Origin of the sequence: Neorhizobium sp. DAR64860/K0K1 (assembly GCF_050500205.1) — a bacterium.
In the GTDB taxonomy this organism is placed as follows: Bacteria; Pseudomonadota; Alphaproteobacteria; order Rhizobiales; family Rhizobiaceae; genus Neorhizobium; species Neorhizobium soli.
In genome coordinates this window covers 2,507,522-2,523,860 of the sequence record NZ_CP191459.1, presented here as the reverse complement: position 1 = coordinate 2,523,860, position 16,339 = coordinate 2,507,522, and the positions used below count along the sequence as shown (strand labels likewise).

The following is a 16,339-nucleotide window of genomic DNA, read 5'->3' as shown; positions in this document are numbered from 1 at the left end:
TGTGATTAAATAATTATTTATGCATCGCTCATATGGTCGTTGCACTGCAATCATTGCAGACGACATGGTGCAGAATGTGCCGCCTCCCACAAACATCATTTTTCCCAAGGTGCGGCCTGCGCGGTCGCTGCCGGTCACAGGTGAGCGGACCATGAAGAACCTCAAAATCTCCCACCAGCTGCTGCTGCTCGTGCTTTTGCTGATCGCCGGCTTTGCCGCTGCCACATACATGCAGCTGCGCACGTCCACCCAGGCGATCTACGCCGAACGTTACGGCATGCTGCGCACGCAGGTGGAATCCGGCATCGGTATCTTCAAGCGTTTCCAGGCTCTCGAGGCCTCCGGTGCGATGGGTCGCGAAGAGGCGCAGAAGCGGGCGTTCGAAGCCGTGTCGGCCATGACCTTCACCCCGGACGGCTACCTCTTTGCCTATGACTACGATGTGAACATGCGTGTCCATCCGGATCCCAAGCGGCTCGGCCAGAGTTTCAAGGGCAAGCCGGACAGCCAGGGCTTCATGTACCGTGACGAACTGGTCAAGATCGGCCGCGCCGGTGGCGGCACCGTCGATTTTCTCGGTCCCAAGCCTGGTCAGGAAGGCGATACCTTCCTGAAGAGCTCCTACGCGCTTGCCTTCGAGCCCTGGCAGCTGGTTCTCGTCACCGGCGTCTACGTCGACGATCTCCAGGCGCAGATCCGCAGCGAAGTCTTCAAGGCGCTGTCCTTCGGCTTCGTCATCCTGGTCCTTGGCTCGCTGCTGGCCTTCGTCGTGATCCGCAACATCTCCGGTCCGCTCGGTGCGATCCGTCAGGCGCTGAACGCCGTGGCCGACGAAGACGTGACGATGCAGATCCCGCATACGGACATGAAAAACGAAGTCGGCCTGATGGCACGCGCCACCCAGGCGCTGCAGCAAAAGGTGCGCGAGCGCCATGCCATGCAGGAAAGCCAGCAGCGCCAGCAGGAGGAGCTCGACGGCGAACGCCAGCAGAACCTCGACATGCAGCGCGACGAAGCAGCGCTTCAGGCCCGCGTCGTCTCGACGATCGGCTCGGCTCTCGAACAGCTCGCCAAGGGTGACCTGACCGTTCGCTGCGGCGATCTCGGTACCCGTTACGCCGGCCTGCGCGACAACTTCGACGAAGCGCTCGGCCATCTCGAAGCGGCGATGTCCAAGGTTAACGACAAGGGCATCGACATCGGCGGCTCGAAAGAAGAAATCCGCCGCGCTTCCAACGAACTGTCTCAGCGGACCGAACGCCAGGCCGCCAACCTCGAGGAAACATCCGCCGCACTCGACGAACTGACCGTCGCCGTTCGCCAGACCGCCGACGGTGCACGCGACGCCGCCCAGCGCGTCACGGCTGTCAGCACCGAAGCCAATCGCAGCGACGCCGTCGTCGAGGAAGCAATCGGCGCCATGAGCGGCATCGAACAGTCCTCGGCAGAAATCACCAAGATCATCGGCGTCATCGACGAGATCGCCTTCCAGACCAACCTTCTGGCCCTCAATGCCGGTGTCGAAGCGGCCCGCGCCGGCGAAAGCGGCAAGGGTTTTGCCGTCGTCGCCCAGGAAGTGCGCGAACTGGCCCAGCGTTCGGCCGCCGCCGCCAAGGAGATCAAGGAACAGATCTCCCGCTCGTCCGGCCAGGTCGCAAACGGCGTCCGCCTCGTCGGCGAGGCCGGTCAGGCCCTGAAGCGGATTTCCGATCAGGTGAAGTCGGCCAGCGACATCGTCGGCCGCATCGCCCATTCCGCAGCCGAACAGGATACGACGCTGCGCTCGATCTCCTCGTCGCTCAACATGCTCGACCAGGCCACCCAGCACAATGCCGCGATGGCCGAAGAGACCACGGCCTCCGCCGAGGCTTTGTCTGCCGATACGGAAGAACTGCTCAACCTCATCCGCAGCTTCCGCGTCAGCGGCACCGGGCGTCAGCCGGGCGCTCTGCAGGGCATGGGTGAACGGATGCGCCGGGCGGGCTGATCATTCAGCCTTGTCGCTCCCGGCGGCCCGGAATTGCGGGTCCGTCACACTATCAAGCCAATCGAGGTCGGGTTGCACTGCAGCCCGACTTTTTGCTTCCATATCCCTGTAGCGGCCAAGAAGCTGCTGGCCGAATTCGGTCAGCCCCGCACCGCCGCCCGACTTGCCGCCATGCCGGGTCGAGATCGAGGGCTCCAGAAACATCCGGTTGATCTCGTCTGCCAGCAGCCAGGCACGCCGGTAGGACATGCCGATCGCAGCGCCGCCGGCCCGGATCGAACCATGTTCGGCGATCAGTTCCAGAAGCTGCGCCTTGCCGGGCCCCAGCCGGACGCCGTTTTCCAGATCGACGCGGATCGTCATGGTCGGCCGGTCCGGTGCCGGCTTGCTCATGGCAATGCCACGACCTTGCCGGGGTTCATGATACCGGCCGGATCGAAGGCGTGCTTGATGCGCCGCATCAGCTCCATTTCGATCGGCGGGCGGATCTGCGCAAGCTCGTCGCGCTTCAGCTGGCCGATCCCGTGTTCAGCGGAAATCGAGCCGCCCGCGGCAAGCACGATCCCGTGGACGATGGCATTCACCTCCCGCCAGCGGTCGATGAAGGCTGCCTTGTTGCCTCCCATGTCGTTGCTGAGCGGCTGGGAGATGTTGTAGTGGATATTGCCGTCGCCGAGATGGCCGAAGGCGCAGATGCGGGCTCCGGGAACGGCGGCGAGAACCGCCTGCTCGGCTTCCTCCATGAAATGCGGGATCTTCGAGATCGGCACCGAAACATCGTGCTTGATCGATCCGCCTTCAGGCTTCTGCGCATCCGACATGCTTTCGCGCATGTGCCAGAGCGCCTTTTGCTGCGCGACCGACGAGGCGATCACCGCGTCGATGACCAGTCCGGCCTCGAACCCCTGTTCCAGCAGCGCCTGCACCATCGTGTCGGCGGTTTCGGCGGCGTCGGAAGTCGAGATGTCGATCAGCGCATACCATGGGTAGGGCTCAGACAGCGGGTCGCGCACGCCCTCGATATGCCGCGTCGTGAACTCGATGCCGATCCGCGGCATCAGCTCGAACCCGGTCAGCGCCGTGCCGCACAGGTTCGATGCCTTTTGAAACAGCAAGAGCGCATCCGCGGGCGAAGCGAGGCCGGCAAGCGCCACCTGGTGCCCGACGGGCCGCGGATAGAGTTTCAGCACCGCGCCGGTGATGATCCCGAGCGTGCCTTCGGCGCCGATAAACAGGTCGCGCAGGTCGTAGCCGGTATTGTCCTTTTTCAGCTTGCGCAGGCCGTCCCAGATCTCACCGGTCGGAAGCACCACTTCCAGCCCCAGGCAGAGCTGGCGCATGTTGCCATAGGCAAGCACCGCCGTGCCGCCGGCATTGGTGGAAAGGTTGCCGCCGATCCGGCATGAGCCTTCCGACCCGAGCGACAGCGGAAACAGCCGGTTGACCTCCTCCGCCGCCTTCTGCACTTCGGCAAGAATGACGCCGCCATCGACAACGATCACGTTTGCCATCTGGTCGATCTCGCGGATGCGGTTCATCCTTTCCAGCGAGATGATGATGTCGGATCCGCCGCTGCGTGGCGTCTGGCCACCGACAAGACCCGTATTGCCGGTCTGCGGCACGACGGCCGTCCCGGTTTCGCTGGCAAGCTTCAGGATCGCCGAAACTTCCTGCGTCGAGCCTGGCTTGAGAAGGAGAGGGGACGCGCCCTTATAGAGCCCGCGGTTTTCGACGAGATGCGGCGCAAGCTCCACCGGATCGCTGACCGCATGCGCAGCGCCGACGATCGCCGTAAACCGGGCAAGTAGATCCGGGGAAGGGAGAGGCATGTCCATGGCGTTTTCTCCTGGGCTTGTTTTATTCCCGCGGCGCGGCCGCTCGGACCAGCCGGTCGTTGATGGCTTCTCCAAGCCCGGTATCGGGAATGGCTGTGACTGCAATGCGCGTCGCCCCCACCGCATCGGCTTTCTTCAGATAATCGAACAGATTGGCGGCTGCCTCGGCAAGATCGCCGGAGGGGCTGAGGTCGAACACTGCCTTCGCCTGCTCGATGCCCTCGATCGGATCCGATCCCAGCCGGATCAACGCCTCGCCCGGCGCCACATGGGTCGCATTCAACCGCACGGCTGCCGATGGCGCATAATGCGAGGCGAGCATGCCAGGCGCTTCGATGATCGCCGCCGGTCCTTCCGGACGAATGACCGCACGACCAATCAGCGCCTCGATCTCTTCAGCGGCAACGCCACCGGGACGCAGCAGCCGGACTGTTTCGCCCTCGACGCGGATGATGGTCGATTCGACGCCGACCGACGACGCGCCGCCATCGAGGATCAGTTTCAGCTTGCTCCCGAGATCACCAGCGACATGGCCGGCACTGGTCGGGCTGACCTTGCCGGACGTGTTGGCGCTCGGTGCTGCCAGCGGCTTGCCGAAGGAGCGGATGAGATCGGCGGCAAAGCCGAATGGCAGGCGGATGCCGACCGTATCGAGCCCTGCAGTTGCGAGCGGATGGATACCGCTTTTTGGAATGAGCGGCAGGATCAGCGTCAGCGGCCCCGGCCAGAAGGCTTCCGCCAGCCGACGCGAGATCGGATCGAACGATGCATACCGCTCCGCCATCGCGACATCGGCCATATGGCAGATCAGCGGGTTGAAGCGCGGCCGCCCCTTGGTTTCATAGATGCGGGTGATCGCCGAAGGGTTCGTGGCGTCGGCGGCAAGCCCGTACACGGTCTCCGTCGGAATGGCGACCGGAAAGCCTTGCGACAGCACGGCGCACGCTTGGTCAAGCGCGCCGTTCCTGTCCGTCCTGATGTCGATGATCTCTGCCGTCATGTCCCGCTGTGCATAGCGCGGACTGAGACCGCGTTAAAGCGATTTGATGATCGCTCGCACGGCCTGGTCGGGCGCACCCAGCATCAGCACGTTCTTCAGCGCTTCCTTCGGGTCGGTGGTCCGAAACAGAAGACCGTTCTTGCGGATGCTGCGGTCGATCTTCATCGACTGATCCGGATCACTTTCGGTCGCCACCGCGAAATACATGCGGGAATACTGGGTGTTGACCCGCTTGAAGAACTCGTCCTCATCGCCGATCTCGGCCAGGAAATTGGCGATGTAGAAAGACCATTTCACCTTCGCCTTCGGCGAAAACAGGGTGCTTGCGGCGGTGACATGGCAATAGCCGAGATGCGGGGTTTGCTCCAGCGTGCGGTGGAACACCATTTTCGGGAACTGGATCGAGTGATGGAAGCCGTTGATCCGCTGATGCGTGCGCTCGCCGGCGGACTCCAGCTTGAACCCGGTCCGCTCTGCCACTTCGTCATAGGTGAGATAACGGCGCTCCTTGGGCAGCCACAGCGGTTGTGTCCTGGAGATACGGCCTGTGCGCAGGAACTCGGAATGCCCGATCGCGCTCGTCGGCGCCTGCGCCGACACCGGCGGTGGCGGCCGGTTCGCGTCGTAATAGCGTAGCTTTCCGGTCGTCTGCATGCGGCTGGCCCCTTCGCGCAAGAAGAAGTCTAGCCGGAGCGGTTTAACAGCCGGTTTACGTCTCAACGCACCGCGAGAAGCACCCTGTCCGCCACTTGCCAGCGGAAAACCCGAGCCGTCATGTGAGCCATCGTCGTCAATGCGTTTTCCGATGTCGCAATGTCGCCTGTGCGACAGGCAGCGCGAGTGCTTAAATCGGCAAAACTCATGGAGTCGCCTCGGCTAGGGACGGCGTTAAATTGGGAAGCCGGCAGGCGTGACGAGAACCCTCGGCCGATCCGGTGCCAGTCTGGGTACGTGATTGACGACCGATCGCGGTGGGCGTTCGGGGTAGGATTGGGGGCAGGAGGTCTGTCCGCATGAACCCCCAAGTCTTTCGCTAGTGGAATTGACGAGGAAGACACGATGGACATTCACAGCCAGGTTCTGCGGCAGCTCAACAATCGCCGCGAAGGCTTCAGCCTCGAACAGCCCTTTTACATCGATCCGGACTATTACAAGCTCGATCTGGAAATGATCTGGTATCGCGACTGGCTTTTCGTCGGCCATGATTGCGAAATCCCGAAGGCCGGCAATTACGTGACGCTGCAGATCGGCGATTATCCGGTCCTCGTGTTGCGCACCCGCGAAGGCGAAATCCGCGCCTTCCACAACACCTGCCGTCACCGCGGTCACCGCGTCTGCACTAAGGATAGCGGTTCTGCGACCCGTCTCGTCTGTCCCTACCACCAGTGGACCTACCAGCATGACGGCACGCTGATGTCGGCGCGCCATATGGGCGATGATTTCGACAAGAAGCAGTTCGGCCTGAAGCCTGTCCACTGCGAATCCGTCGCCGGCTATATCTTCGTCTGCCTTGCCAACGAGGCACCCGATTTCGCGCCCGTCCGGGCTACCATCCAGCCCTACATGGCACCGCATCGCCTGGCCGAAACGAAGGTCGCTGCCAAGAACACGATAATCGAAAAGGGCAACTGGAAGCTCGTCTGGGAAAACAATCGCGAGTGCTACCACTGCGCCGCCAATCATCCGGAACTCTGCCGCACCTATCCGGAAGCGCCGACTGCGACCGGCGTGCAGGGTGCCGGCGACGATCCGTTCATTTCCGAACACTGGCAGCGCTGCGAGGCGGCAAACCTGCCAAGCACGTTCAACATGTCGACGGACGGCCAGTACCGCGTCGCCCGCATGCCGCTCATCGAGGACGCCGAAAGCTACACGATGAACGGCCGGCCGGCGGTCGCCAAGGCGCTGTCGGAAGACGTGACGATCTCCCATATCGGCACCATGCTGATGTTCCACTATCCAACCACCTGGAACCACATGCTGGTCGATCACGCGATCTCCTTCCGCGTCATTCCGATCGGGCCGGAAGAAACGGCCGTCACCACCACATGGCTCGTCAACAAGGATGCGGTTGAAGGCGTCGACTATACGGTCGAGGAACTGACCCACGTCTGGAACATGACCAACGACCAGGACCGCCAGATCGTCGAGGAAAATGCCTTCGGCATCCGGTCGCCGGCCTATGAGCCGGGTCCCTATTCGGAAGCGCATGAAGGCGGCGTCATGCAGTTCGTGGAATGGTACGCGAACTTCATGACCAATCGCCTCCAGGGCGATCAGGCGAAGCTCCACGCCGTCGCCTGATCCGGCGAAACCGTGCACGACAAGACAGCCCGTCCGGCATGCCCGGGCGGGCTGATTTCGTTTTGCCGTTCTCTCAGAAAATTCCCGTCCGCTTCAGAAGCCACCAGGCGATTGCCGCCGAAAGCACCATGAAACCCAGCGCGAAGGCCGTGCCGTGCAGACCCTCGGCAAACGGCAGCGACGACGTGTTCATGCCGAAAAAGCCGGTCACCAGCGATGGCGGCAGCAGGAAGGCGGTCATGATCGAGAGTATGTAGAGATGCCGGTTGGTTTCCGATACCTGTTTGGAATCGATTTCCTCGTGCAGCAGCCGGGCCCGATCCTGCAGCGCATAGACATCGTGATCGACGGCTTCGAGCCGGCCGATCAGCCGTGAGGCGATATCGTCGAACCCGGGCGGCATATCGTCGTCGTCGGCCGCCGCCGCACGCCGCATCAGCGACAGGGTCGTGCGCAGGTGCCGGTGCAACCGCACCACCATGCGCCGCACGGGAGCAAGCCGCCGGCGCTCGTCGCGCGGCACGTTGTCGTAGACGAAATCCTCGATCAGGTTCAGCTCTTCGGTAAATTCCATCACCATCGAGATCATCGTGCGCTGGAATTCGGCCACCAGCGTCTCGAACAGGTCGAGCGGCCTTTTGTAGCGACCGGCATTCTTCTCGATCGCGGCCCGCACCCGGTCGACCGAACGCAGCGGCTGCAGCCGGGTCGTGATGATCACCTTGTCGGAGGCGAAAAAATGCAGCCAGCCGATATCGCGGGTGTCGCTGTCGAACTCCCGCTGGAAATCGATCAGCGTACCATAGACGGACTGCTCGTCCAGCGTGATCGACGCATGCGTTTCATGGGTGGTGAGCGCGACCGCTGCGGCCGCCGGAAGGCCTGGAAAATTCTCCAGAAAGGCGCCGACCCGCAGGTCTGCAAGGTTGAGATGCAGCCACAGGAAACCGGTGTCGATCGCCAGCTCCGACGGTGTCGCCTCCAGCGAAAGCCTTGAGCATGTGCCAGCCTCGCCGGGACGGAAATGATAGGCCCAGACAAGCCCTGGCGTGGCGGGAATAATCGGAGAGTTTATCGGAGGCATGGACTGAAGACCTGCAAGCATGACGCCCCTCATTAGGCGCTATGTGTGACACCTGTTGCAACGGGGATTTTCTCGTATCCTGCCGCGGAACCGCGATGGATCGATTGACAACCTCGTTTACGTTTACGTAAAAAGCCAGTGGGAGTTCGGTGATCGCACCTGCGTCATCGACCGGAAGAAATGTCAATTTGGGAGAAGCGACATGTACAAGGCACCCGTGGAGGAGATTGCCTTCACCTTGAACCATGTGGCGGGTCTTGCCGACGCGCTGGAGATCGGCCGGTTCGGCGACCTCTCCCCCGATCTCGTCGATGCCATCCTGGCAGAAGCCGGTCGCTTTGCCAGCGACGAAATGGCGCCGCTGGGCGATATAGGCGATCGCCAGGGCGCGCGGCTTGAGGACGGCGTGGTGAAGACGCCGGATGGCTGGCCGCAACTTTATCGCCAGTGGCGCGAAGGCGGCTGGAACGGCCTGACGGCACCGGAAGCGTTCGGCGGTCAGGCGCTGCCGCATATGCTCAACGTCGCGACGCTGGAAATGTGGAATTCCGCCTCGATGGCCTTCGCGCTCGCGCCGACGCTCACGATGGGGGCGATCGAGGCGCTCGTTGCCCATGGCAGCGACACGTTGAAAGCCACCTATCTCGAAAAGATGGTCTCGGGCGAATGGACCGGCACGATGAACCTGACGGAGCCGCACGCGGGCTCCGATGTCGGCGCGCTGAAGAGCCGCGCCGAACGCCACGCCGATGGCAGCTACCGCGTCTTCGGGCAGAAGATCTATATCACCTGGGGCGAACACGACGCCGCCGACAATATCATCCACCTGGTTCTCGCCCGTCTCCCGGATGCGCCGGCCGGCACCCGCGGGATTTCGCTGTTTCTGGTGCCGAAATTCCTGGTCGCTGACGACGGATCGCTCGGTGAGCGCAACGACGTGATCTGTCATTCGATCGAGCACAAGCTCGGTATCCACGGTTCGCCCACCTGCACGATGATCTATGGCGACGGCAAGTTCGGCGATGGCACCGGCGCGATCGGCTATCTCATCGGGGAAGAAAACCAGGGCCTCGCCTGCATGTTCACGATGATGAACAACGCACGTCTCGCCGTCGGCATGCAGGGTGTCGCGATCGCGGAAGCTGCGACCCAGAAGGCGGTCGCCTACGCGTCCGATCGAACCCAGGGCAGGGCGCCCGGGTCGACTGGTCCGCAGATGAGCCCGATCATTCAGCACCCGGATATCATCCGCACCCTTTTGACCATGAAGGCGCTGACGCAAGGGTCGCGCGCCATCTGCTTTGCCTGCGCCCACGCAATCGACATGTCGCATTACCTCGAAGGCGATCAGGCCACCCATTGGGTCGAGCGCGCCGCACTCCTGACGCCGATCGCCAAATCCTTCGCCACCGATTGCGGCGTCGATGTCGCCTCGCTCGGCATCCAGGTGCATGGCGGCATGGGCTATATCGAGGAAACCGGCGCCGCACGCTATCTGCGCGATGCCCGCATCGCCCCGATCTATGAGGGCACCAACGGCATCCAGGCGATCGATCTCGTGCTGCGCAAACTGCCGCTTTCCAAGGGCGCGCAGGTGCGGACCTTCATCGGTGAACTGCGCGACATTGCGCAGAGAGTGGAAAGCCTCAACGCATCAGGCTTTGGCAGCACGGCGGAACGGCTGACCGCGTCGATCGACGATCTCCAGGCGTCGACCGACTGGCTGCTGGAAGCGCAGGCCACGGGCCGCGTGGCGCAAGCCCTTGCGGGTGCCACGCCCTATCAGCGTCTGTTCGGCCTCGTCCTGACCGGGGCCTATCTCGCCAAGGGCGCGCTCGTCGCATCGGAAGACGGATCGGGCGAGAAGCGCGTGTCGCTCTGCCGCTTTGCGGCCGAAAACATGCTGTCGGAAACCGCAGCCTTGAAGGACCGCGTCATCGCCGGAGCCGAGAGCCTGGAAGCCGCACGCATCGTGCTTGCCTAAGGAGGAATGCAGTGAGCGACGCCACTCCATCAATCGACAACCACGTCCTGATCGAACGCCCTGCAGACTGCGAGGGCGTGCTCACGATCCGCTTCAACCGGCCGGAAAAGAAGAACGCGATCACCTCGTCCATGTATCACCGCATGACGGCGGCGCTCGCAGGCGCCAATACCGACGACACGATCCGCACGGTCGCCTTTCTCGGCACCGAAGGCTGCTTTTCCGCGGGCAATGACATGGCGGATTTTCTGGCCCACGCGGTCTCAGGCACGGACGAACCACCGGCCGCGGCCCTCTTCATCCGGGCGCTGGCGCTCGCCGAAAAGCCGATGGTATCAGGCGTCGATGGCCTGGCGATCGGCATCGGCACCACGCTCAACCTGCACTGCGACCTGACGATCGCCTCGTCCCGCAGCCTGTTCAAGACACCCTTCGTCGATCTCGCCCTCGTGCCCGAAGCAGCCTCCAGCCTTCTGGCGCCAAGGGTAATGGGCCACCAGCGCGCCTTCGCGATGCTTGTTGCCGGCGAGGGCTTTTCCGCCGATGCCGCGCGCGAGGCGGGCCTTGTGTGGAAAGTGGTCGAGCCGCAGGCCGTCGAGCCGGAAACGCTGGCGCTCGCTGCAAAACTGTCGGCGAAGCCACCGCAGGCGCTGAAGATCGCCCGCGATCTGGTGCGAGGCCCCCGCGACGACGTGCTCGCCCGCATGGACGAGGAACTGACGCATTTCTCCGCCCGGCTGAAAAGCGCCGAAGCTCGCGCCGCTTTCGAGGCCTTCATGCGACGTTAACGCTGAGTTGCATCAAAGTTACATCCACGCCGCGCTGCGCCTTCATTCGCAAGGCAAGCGTGGCTAGATACTCCTCAAACGAGGAGGACATCATGCGTACAGCCCTGACCGGCCTGCTTTCTCTTGCAACTCTTGGCCTCTCCTGCCTGCCCGCCGCTGCTGGGCCGGCATTTGCCGCGTCCGCCAATGCAGCGAACGCGCCGATCACCCTGATACAGAGCCAGCAAAGTCTTTCCGAGCAGACGGACCGGCGCGACCGACGCCGTCAGCGCTATGTATGCGTGGTGCAGCCGCGCCAGAGCGACGACCGCAACCGTCCCTATGTCTGCCGGGCCGATGAGGGCCGGGTGGGCGGTACCTGCCGCTGCTCCGGCGTCACAGGCACCGGCAGGCTCGATCTCGACGACTAGAGTATGTCCTCCAGCCGTCAGCCGTCGACCTTCTCTTCTGCGGGTTGCGGCACAGCCGCACCGAGAGGATTGACGTCACCGACGAACTTGACGAGATCGGCCATCGTAAAGTGGCCAGGCGTGTCGCTCGGCAGTTCCGGCTTCCAGTCGGAGCGCAGCCACAGGAACGACTCGTGGTCGCCATGCACCATGCCGAGGAATGTCTCGGCGATGATGGTGGATGCCATCGGCCCGAGCCGTCTTCCCTTGTTGAAGACCTCCGCTTCCTTGAGAACGTAATACCACAGAGGTGTTTCCTCGAGCATCTTGTGCTGCTTGGCCGCCTTTCCGTCGGGACCCGTGGCAATCTGCTCGGGCGTCAGTGGCTGAAGACCCATGGCGCGACAGATTGCTTGCCCGGAGGGAAGTCCGATCTGTACGCCGCGACGCAGGTTGCGGAAGGCAAGGTCGAATTCCCGCGATGCAACCGAGCCATCACCAGGTCCGCCGGGCAGGGTGTGCAGGGCAGGTGTGATGAACGGGTCCAGTCGCCGGCTGTGGTTGATGGCGAAATTGGTCTCCTTCTCGCCTTCGGGCGTATCCAGATCGTAGAACCGCCGCCAGTCGACCACCCAGTTCGACGGGAGCGCGGCAAACCCGACGCCCGGGTCGTTGGCCAGCTCGCCGGTAATGTTCCCGGACTTTCCGGTGAACAGGAACAGAAGGTCGAGCGTCGCGTTCGCAAGACTATCGGCTGTAGGGTTGAACACCCGGTTGTGGCTATAGCTTTCCCGCACCATCGAATGGCCGAGCCGGTAGCACGCGGCGCCGAATTCGGCGGGCATATAGGGCCGCTGCTTGAACCGGTAGAACCGCCGACCCTCCTTCTTGATCTTCTGTATCAAGCCGGGCTCGGTCAGACGTTCCACGAAATCGAACAGCACAATCCACTGGTAGTGCCAGGTGACGATCCGCCGAGCCTCTTTGAAGAGCGCGGTGCCCTTGAGGTCAGGCCTTTCCGATGCGACCTTGTCGAACACCTTGTTGTGAAACTTTAGCATCAGCAGATGCGTCTGTGCCACCAGCAGGTTCTCATCGTTGCGTTCGTCGAAGATGAGCGCGTGGCCCTCCTGGTTGCGTGGAAGGTCGTTGGGAAGATCGGGGATCGCAGCGCCTTGCTGATCCGATGACGCCGCTGCCCGTCCGATCAACAGTTTGCCGGAAGTTTGCAGCGTTTCGACGTCGCGTTGGTAAAGATAGGGATGGATACCCGGCCCATCGCCGTAGAGCGAATCGAGATCGAGCGCCGGTGTCCGGAAGTTGGTGGTCGCCTTCGGGTCGGCATGCTGCTGGTCGAGAGGCGTCGTGTCGAGCGTAATATCATGGTCGATGAACTGGCCAAGATAGGTGTAGCCGGCCGGGATATTCGGGTTGTCCTTGCCCGGTTCCGGATTGCCGTCGTCGAGCAGTTTATCCGCCATAGACTTGGCCAGGGCGGCAAGCGCATCGTCGCTTGCCGAAAACGGTAAGAGATTGGGAAACATGATCCCGAATTTCCCGGGATCACCGATGCCGTCGAAAGAATGCAGCGTTTCCGGCTTCATGCCGCGCACGCCATGCCCATGCATTGCGATCTGTGCCATGCTTTCCCCCCTTGGAGATCGCACTGGCGGCAAGTCATTTGCCGCCTTGGATGCGACACGGGAAAGCTACGCCTCTATGGCTAGGTTGTAAACCAAGGTTGCACAACCGAATTGCGTTCTGTCAAGACTAGCGTCAAACTTTGCTGAGCAGCGCGACGGCCTCGACATGCGGCGACCAGAGAAACTGGTCAACCGGGGTCACGGAGACGATCCGGTACCCGGCATCGACAAGGATCCTCAGATCCCGCGCCAGTGTCAGCGGATTGCAGCTGACCGCAGCAATCGTCTTGATGTTCGACCGCGCCAGTTCCTTGACCTGCACTTCGGCACCCGCCCGCGGCGGGTCGAAGACGACGGCATCGAAGTGCTTCAGGTCCATCGGGATCAGCGGCCGGCGGAAGAGATCGCGCTTCTCGATGCTGACGGGCTTCAGCCCCTGGCTGTTGCGGGCCGCATGGTCCAGCGCCTTCAGTGCCTTGTCGTCGCTTTCCACCGCGTGCACGCGTGCCGTTCTCGCCAGTCGCAGCGCAAATGTGCCCGAGCCGGCAAACAGGTCCAGCACCCGCTTGGCCTTGCCCATATGGCCATGCACCAGCGTCGCCATGGCTTCCTCTGCCTCTTTCGTCGCCTGCGTGAAGCTACCGGGCGGAGGAGAAACTTTGACGCCACCGAAATCGATCACCGGCTTTTGCGGCTCCAGCACGATTTCGCCATTGGCCGAAACACGGGCGATGCCCTTCAGCGCCAGAACCGTCTCGGTCACCTTGCGGCGCTGCTTGTCCGAAAGCGGCTTCAACCCCTCGGCCGCGATATCGAGACCGGAGAGGCTTTCGAGCACCGAAATGCGGAACGTCTCCGAGCCGGTTGCCAGCGCCATGCCGATCGCGCGGATCGCATCAAGCCGCGCCACGATGCCGGGCGCGGCGATCGGACATTCGACGATGGAGATGATATGGTTCGTTTCTGCCCGGTTGTAGCCCAGCAGAAGCTCCTTCTCCGTCTTGCGCGCGGAAAACACCGTGCGCCGCCGCTCGCCCGGATGACACTCGACCGTCTCCTTGACGTCGGGCGTCAGGCCCTTGGATTTCAGCGCGTCGATGACGAGCTGGCGCTTGAAGTCATTATACGGCGCCTTGGCGAGATGCTGCAGCGAACAGCCGCCACAGGCATCGCCATCGGGTCCGAAGTGGCGACAGACCGGTTCGATCCGGTCCGGCGAAAGGTTGCCCGTTGACATGACCGTGCCGTGGTCGCCATTGCGGGCGATCGCCAGCGTTTCGCCCGGAAGAGCATAGGGAACATAGACCGGCCCGTCCTCGCCATTGGCGACACCGTCGCCCTGTGCGCCGAGACGGTTGATGGTGACGTGAACCGTGCTCATTCCGGCTTCCGTCCTGCCAGAAGAAACTCTTCGTTGCCATCACCGCCGGCAATCGGCGAGGGGATCAGGCCAAGGCTTTCCCAGCCCATGTCCTCCACCAGCCAGCGTTCCAGTTCTGCTGCCACCGCCGGCGCCGTGTCCGGCTCCTTCAAAAGGCCGCGCTTTCCGATCGCATCGCGGCCGGCCTCGAACTGCGGCTTGACCAGCAGCGCGCAATAGCTGCCCGGCAGCGCCAGTTCCAGCGCCGGCGGCAGGGCCAGCTTGATGGAGATGAAGGACACGTCCGACACGACGAAATCGATCGGCCGGTCGTCGATATCGTCGGCCTCGAGATAGCGGGCGTTGACCCCCTCGATATTGCTGACGCGCGGATCATCGGCAATCCGCGGATGCATCTGCGCATGGCCGACATCGAGTGCGGTCACATGCGCTGCGCCGCGGGCGAGCAGGATTTCGGTAAACCCGCCGGTCGAGGCGCCGACGTCAAGACATTCGCAGCCGGTCGGATCGAGCTTGAAGTGATCGAGTGCGGCAACCAGTTTCAGCGCCGCGCGCGACACATAGGCGCTCGCCGGATCGTCCATCTCGATCTGCGCGGTCGAGGACACGATCTGTCCGGATTTGGTAATGATGCGACCGTCGACCTTGACGGTGCCGCGGGCAATCGCGTCGCGCGCGCGTGAGCGGCTGTCGACGAGGTTGAGGGTGACCAGAAGCTGGTCAAGTCTTTGTTGAATGTCTGACATGCCTTCCCATGACGCGGGCGAGCCCCGCACGCAAGACAAAATCGCGTTTCGACCTGCCGGACAAGCCTCAGCCGGTCTTTTATAGTTCGCGTCTTCTGCCTATTGTTGGCGCGCCAACCGGGAGGGGAATGAATGAGACGCTGGACAATCGCTTTCGGGGCCACGCTGACGGCCGGCCTGCTTTTGGCTGCACCGCCGCTTATCGCCAATGATACGACGGCGGAACTGACGACCGGCGGCCTCGTCTATGTCCAGACCGCCGATATCACGATGGCCGAAGAGCATCTTCACCTCTCACGAGAGGAAGTCCGGGTCGACTACATCTTCAGGAACGACACCGACAAGGATGTCGAAAGCGTCATCGCCTTCCCGATGCCGGACATAACTGGCGGCGCCCAGAGCGACATAGCCTATGGCGACCCGGAAGCCGACAACTTCCTCGGCTTCACGGTCCTGCAGGACGGCCGCGAGATCAAGCCGCAGCTCCAGCAACGCATCATTGCCACCGGCATTGACCGCACCGAAGACCTCGTCGCCCACAAGGTACCGCTTCTGCCCTATAGCGACAGAACCACCGAGGCCCTCAAGACCCTGCCCGATGACGTCAAGGCCGACTTCCTTGCCAAGGGCCTGGTCCGGATCGATCGCTACGATGCCGGAAAAGGCTGGCAGGAGGACATCACACCGGCATGGACGCTCCGCTCCGCCTATTGGTGGAAGACGACGTTCCCCGCGCAGAAGACGGTCAAGGTTAGCCACCGCTACAAACCCAGCGTCGGCGGCACGGTGGCGATGAGCTTCATCGAAAACGTCAAGCCGGCCAACGAGCACGCGCGCTATGTCGAACGCTACTGCATCGACGACAGCTTCATGAAGACAGCCGCAAAGCTAGAAACCGCAGCCACCAAGGGCGGCCCGCACTATACCGAGCAATGGCTATCCTATGTGCTCACCACCGGCGCCAACTGGTCCGGCCCCATCGGCAAGTTCCGCCTGACAATCGACAAGGGCAACCCCAAGGATTACGTCAGCTTCTGCGGCAACAACATCAAGAAAACCGGCCCGACCACCTTCGAGATGACCGCCGAGGATTTCACGCCGGAGAAGGACCTGCATGTTCTGTTTCTGACGGCGGGGGAGTAACGAACAAACTCGCCCGGACGAACGTCTTCATCTCGCCCTGCCGAGTGCTAGCACG

Annotated in this window: 14 protein-coding genes; 6 read left to right on the top strand and 8 right to left on the bottom strand. The window is 62.7% G+C overall.

Going from position 1 to position 16,339, the window contains the following annotated elements:
• Positions 1–151 precede the first annotated feature (151 nt).
• Positions 152–1,987: a methyl-accepting chemotaxis protein gene (locus ACQY1J_RS16940; protein WP_430250382.1), complete on the top strand. Its 1,836-nt coding sequence runs from the start codon at positions 152–154 to the stop codon at positions 1,985–1,987.
• Here ACQY1J_RS16940 and ACQY1J_RS16935 read toward each other — a convergent pair whose 3' ends face one another.
• Genes ACQY1J_RS16935 through ACQY1J_RS16920 form a run of 4 tightly spaced genes read right to left on the bottom strand, consistent with a single transcriptional unit; the run spans position 1,988 to position 5,476 of the window.
• Positions 1,988–2,380, bottom strand: a complete 393-nt coding sequence (locus tag ACQY1J_RS16935; RefSeq protein WP_244508786.1) for a winged helix-turn-helix domain-containing protein — start codon at positions 2,378–2,380, stop codon at positions 1,988–1,990.
• Entirely contained in the window at positions 2,377–3,822 is a 1,446-nt protein-coding gene (locus ACQY1J_RS16930; RefSeq protein ID WP_430250381.1) for an FAD-binding oxidoreductase, read from the bottom strand. The genes ACQY1J_RS16935 and ACQY1J_RS16930 overlap by 4 nt, the downstream gene beginning before the upstream one ends.
• 22 nt (positions 3,823–3,844) lie before the next feature.
• Positions 3,845–4,822: an L-threonylcarbamoyladenylate synthase gene (locus ACQY1J_RS16925; RefSeq protein WP_062453663.1), complete on the bottom strand. Its 978-nt coding sequence runs from the start codon at positions 4,820–4,822 to the stop codon at positions 3,845–3,847.
• 33 nt (positions 4,823–4,855) lie between these two features.
• Positions 4,856–5,476 (bottom strand): DUF6656 family protein, encoded by a 621-nt coding sequence (locus ACQY1J_RS16920; protein ID WP_062453662.1) that lies wholly within the window; start codon positions 5,474–5,476, stop codon positions 4,856–4,858.
• Positions 5,477–5,881: 405 nt separating this feature from the next.
• Here ACQY1J_RS16920 and ACQY1J_RS16915 point away from each other — a divergent pair, with 405 nt between their 5' ends.
• The gene (locus ACQY1J_RS16915) at positions 5,882–7,126 is read left to right on the top strand and encodes an aromatic ring-hydroxylating oxygenase subunit alpha (RefSeq protein WP_062453661.1); all 1,245 of its coding nucleotides are present in this window, start codon (positions 5,882–5,884) and stop codon (positions 7,124–7,126) included.
• A 73-nt stretch (positions 7,127–7,199) separates the two neighbouring features.
• On the opposite strand, the gene ACQY1J_RS16910 is transcribed toward ACQY1J_RS16915, so the two are convergent.
• Positions 7,200–8,210, bottom strand: coding sequence for a transporter (locus tag ACQY1J_RS16910; protein WP_430250380.1), 1,011 nt, complete (start codon positions 8,208–8,210; stop codon positions 7,200–7,202).
• Positions 8,211–8,412: 202 nt separating this feature from the next.
• Here ACQY1J_RS16910 and ACQY1J_RS16905 point away from each other — a divergent pair, with 202 nt between their 5' ends.
• The 3 genes from ACQY1J_RS16905 to ACQY1J_RS16895 all read left to right on the top strand — a co-directional run bounded on the left by ACQY1J_RS16905 (position 8,413) and on the right by ACQY1J_RS16895 (position 11,392).
• Complete coding sequence (locus tag ACQY1J_RS16905) at positions 8,413–10,194, top strand: acyl-CoA dehydrogenase (RefSeq protein WP_430250379.1); 1,782 nt, start codon at positions 8,413–8,415, stop codon at positions 10,192–10,194.
• Positions 10,195–10,226: 32 nt separating this feature from the next.
• Positions 10,227–10,982 (top strand): crotonase/enoyl-CoA hydratase family protein, encoded by a 756-nt coding sequence (locus tag ACQY1J_RS16900; protein ID WP_430251981.1) that lies wholly within the window; start codon positions 10,227–10,229, stop codon positions 10,980–10,982.
• Between the two features lie 92 nt (positions 10,983–11,074).
• Positions 11,075–11,392 carry a hypothetical protein gene (locus ACQY1J_RS16895; RefSeq protein ID WP_430250378.1) on the top strand — a complete coding sequence of 106 codons (318 nt, stop codon included), beginning with the start codon at positions 11,075–11,077 and terminating at the stop codon, positions 11,390–11,392.
• A 17-nt stretch (positions 11,393–11,409) separates the two neighbouring features.
• Here the strand turns inward: ACQY1J_RS16895 and ACQY1J_RS16890 are convergent, their stop codons facing one another.
• From ACQY1J_RS16890 to ACQY1J_RS16880, 3 genes are all read right to left on the bottom strand, one after another.
• Positions 11,410–13,014 carry a peroxidase family protein gene (locus ACQY1J_RS16890; protein WP_174195741.1) on the bottom strand — a complete coding sequence of 535 codons (1,605 nt, stop codon included), beginning with the start codon at positions 13,012–13,014 and terminating at the stop codon, positions 11,410–11,412.
• A gap of 133 nt (positions 13,015–13,147) precedes the next feature.
• On the bottom strand, positions 13,148–14,395 hold the full coding sequence (locus tag ACQY1J_RS16885) for a class I SAM-dependent RNA methyltransferase (protein ID WP_092661441.1): 1,248 nt from the start codon (positions 14,393–14,395) through the stop codon (positions 13,148–13,150).
• Entirely contained in the window at positions 14,392–15,141 is a 750-nt protein-coding gene (locus ACQY1J_RS16880) for a TlyA family RNA methyltransferase (RefSeq protein WP_174195742.1), read from the bottom strand. Before ACQY1J_RS16880 ends, ACQY1J_RS16885 begins: the two co-directional genes overlap by 4 nt.
• 132 nt (positions 15,142–15,273) lie before the next feature.
• Between ACQY1J_RS16880 and ACQY1J_RS16875 the strand changes: the two genes are divergently transcribed.
• A complete protein-coding gene (locus ACQY1J_RS16875; RefSeq protein ID WP_430250377.1) occupies positions 15,274–16,284 on the top strand; it encodes a DUF4424 domain-containing protein in 1,011 nt (336 codons plus the stop codon).
• The last annotated feature ends 55 nt before the right edge of the window (positions 16,285–16,339 follow it).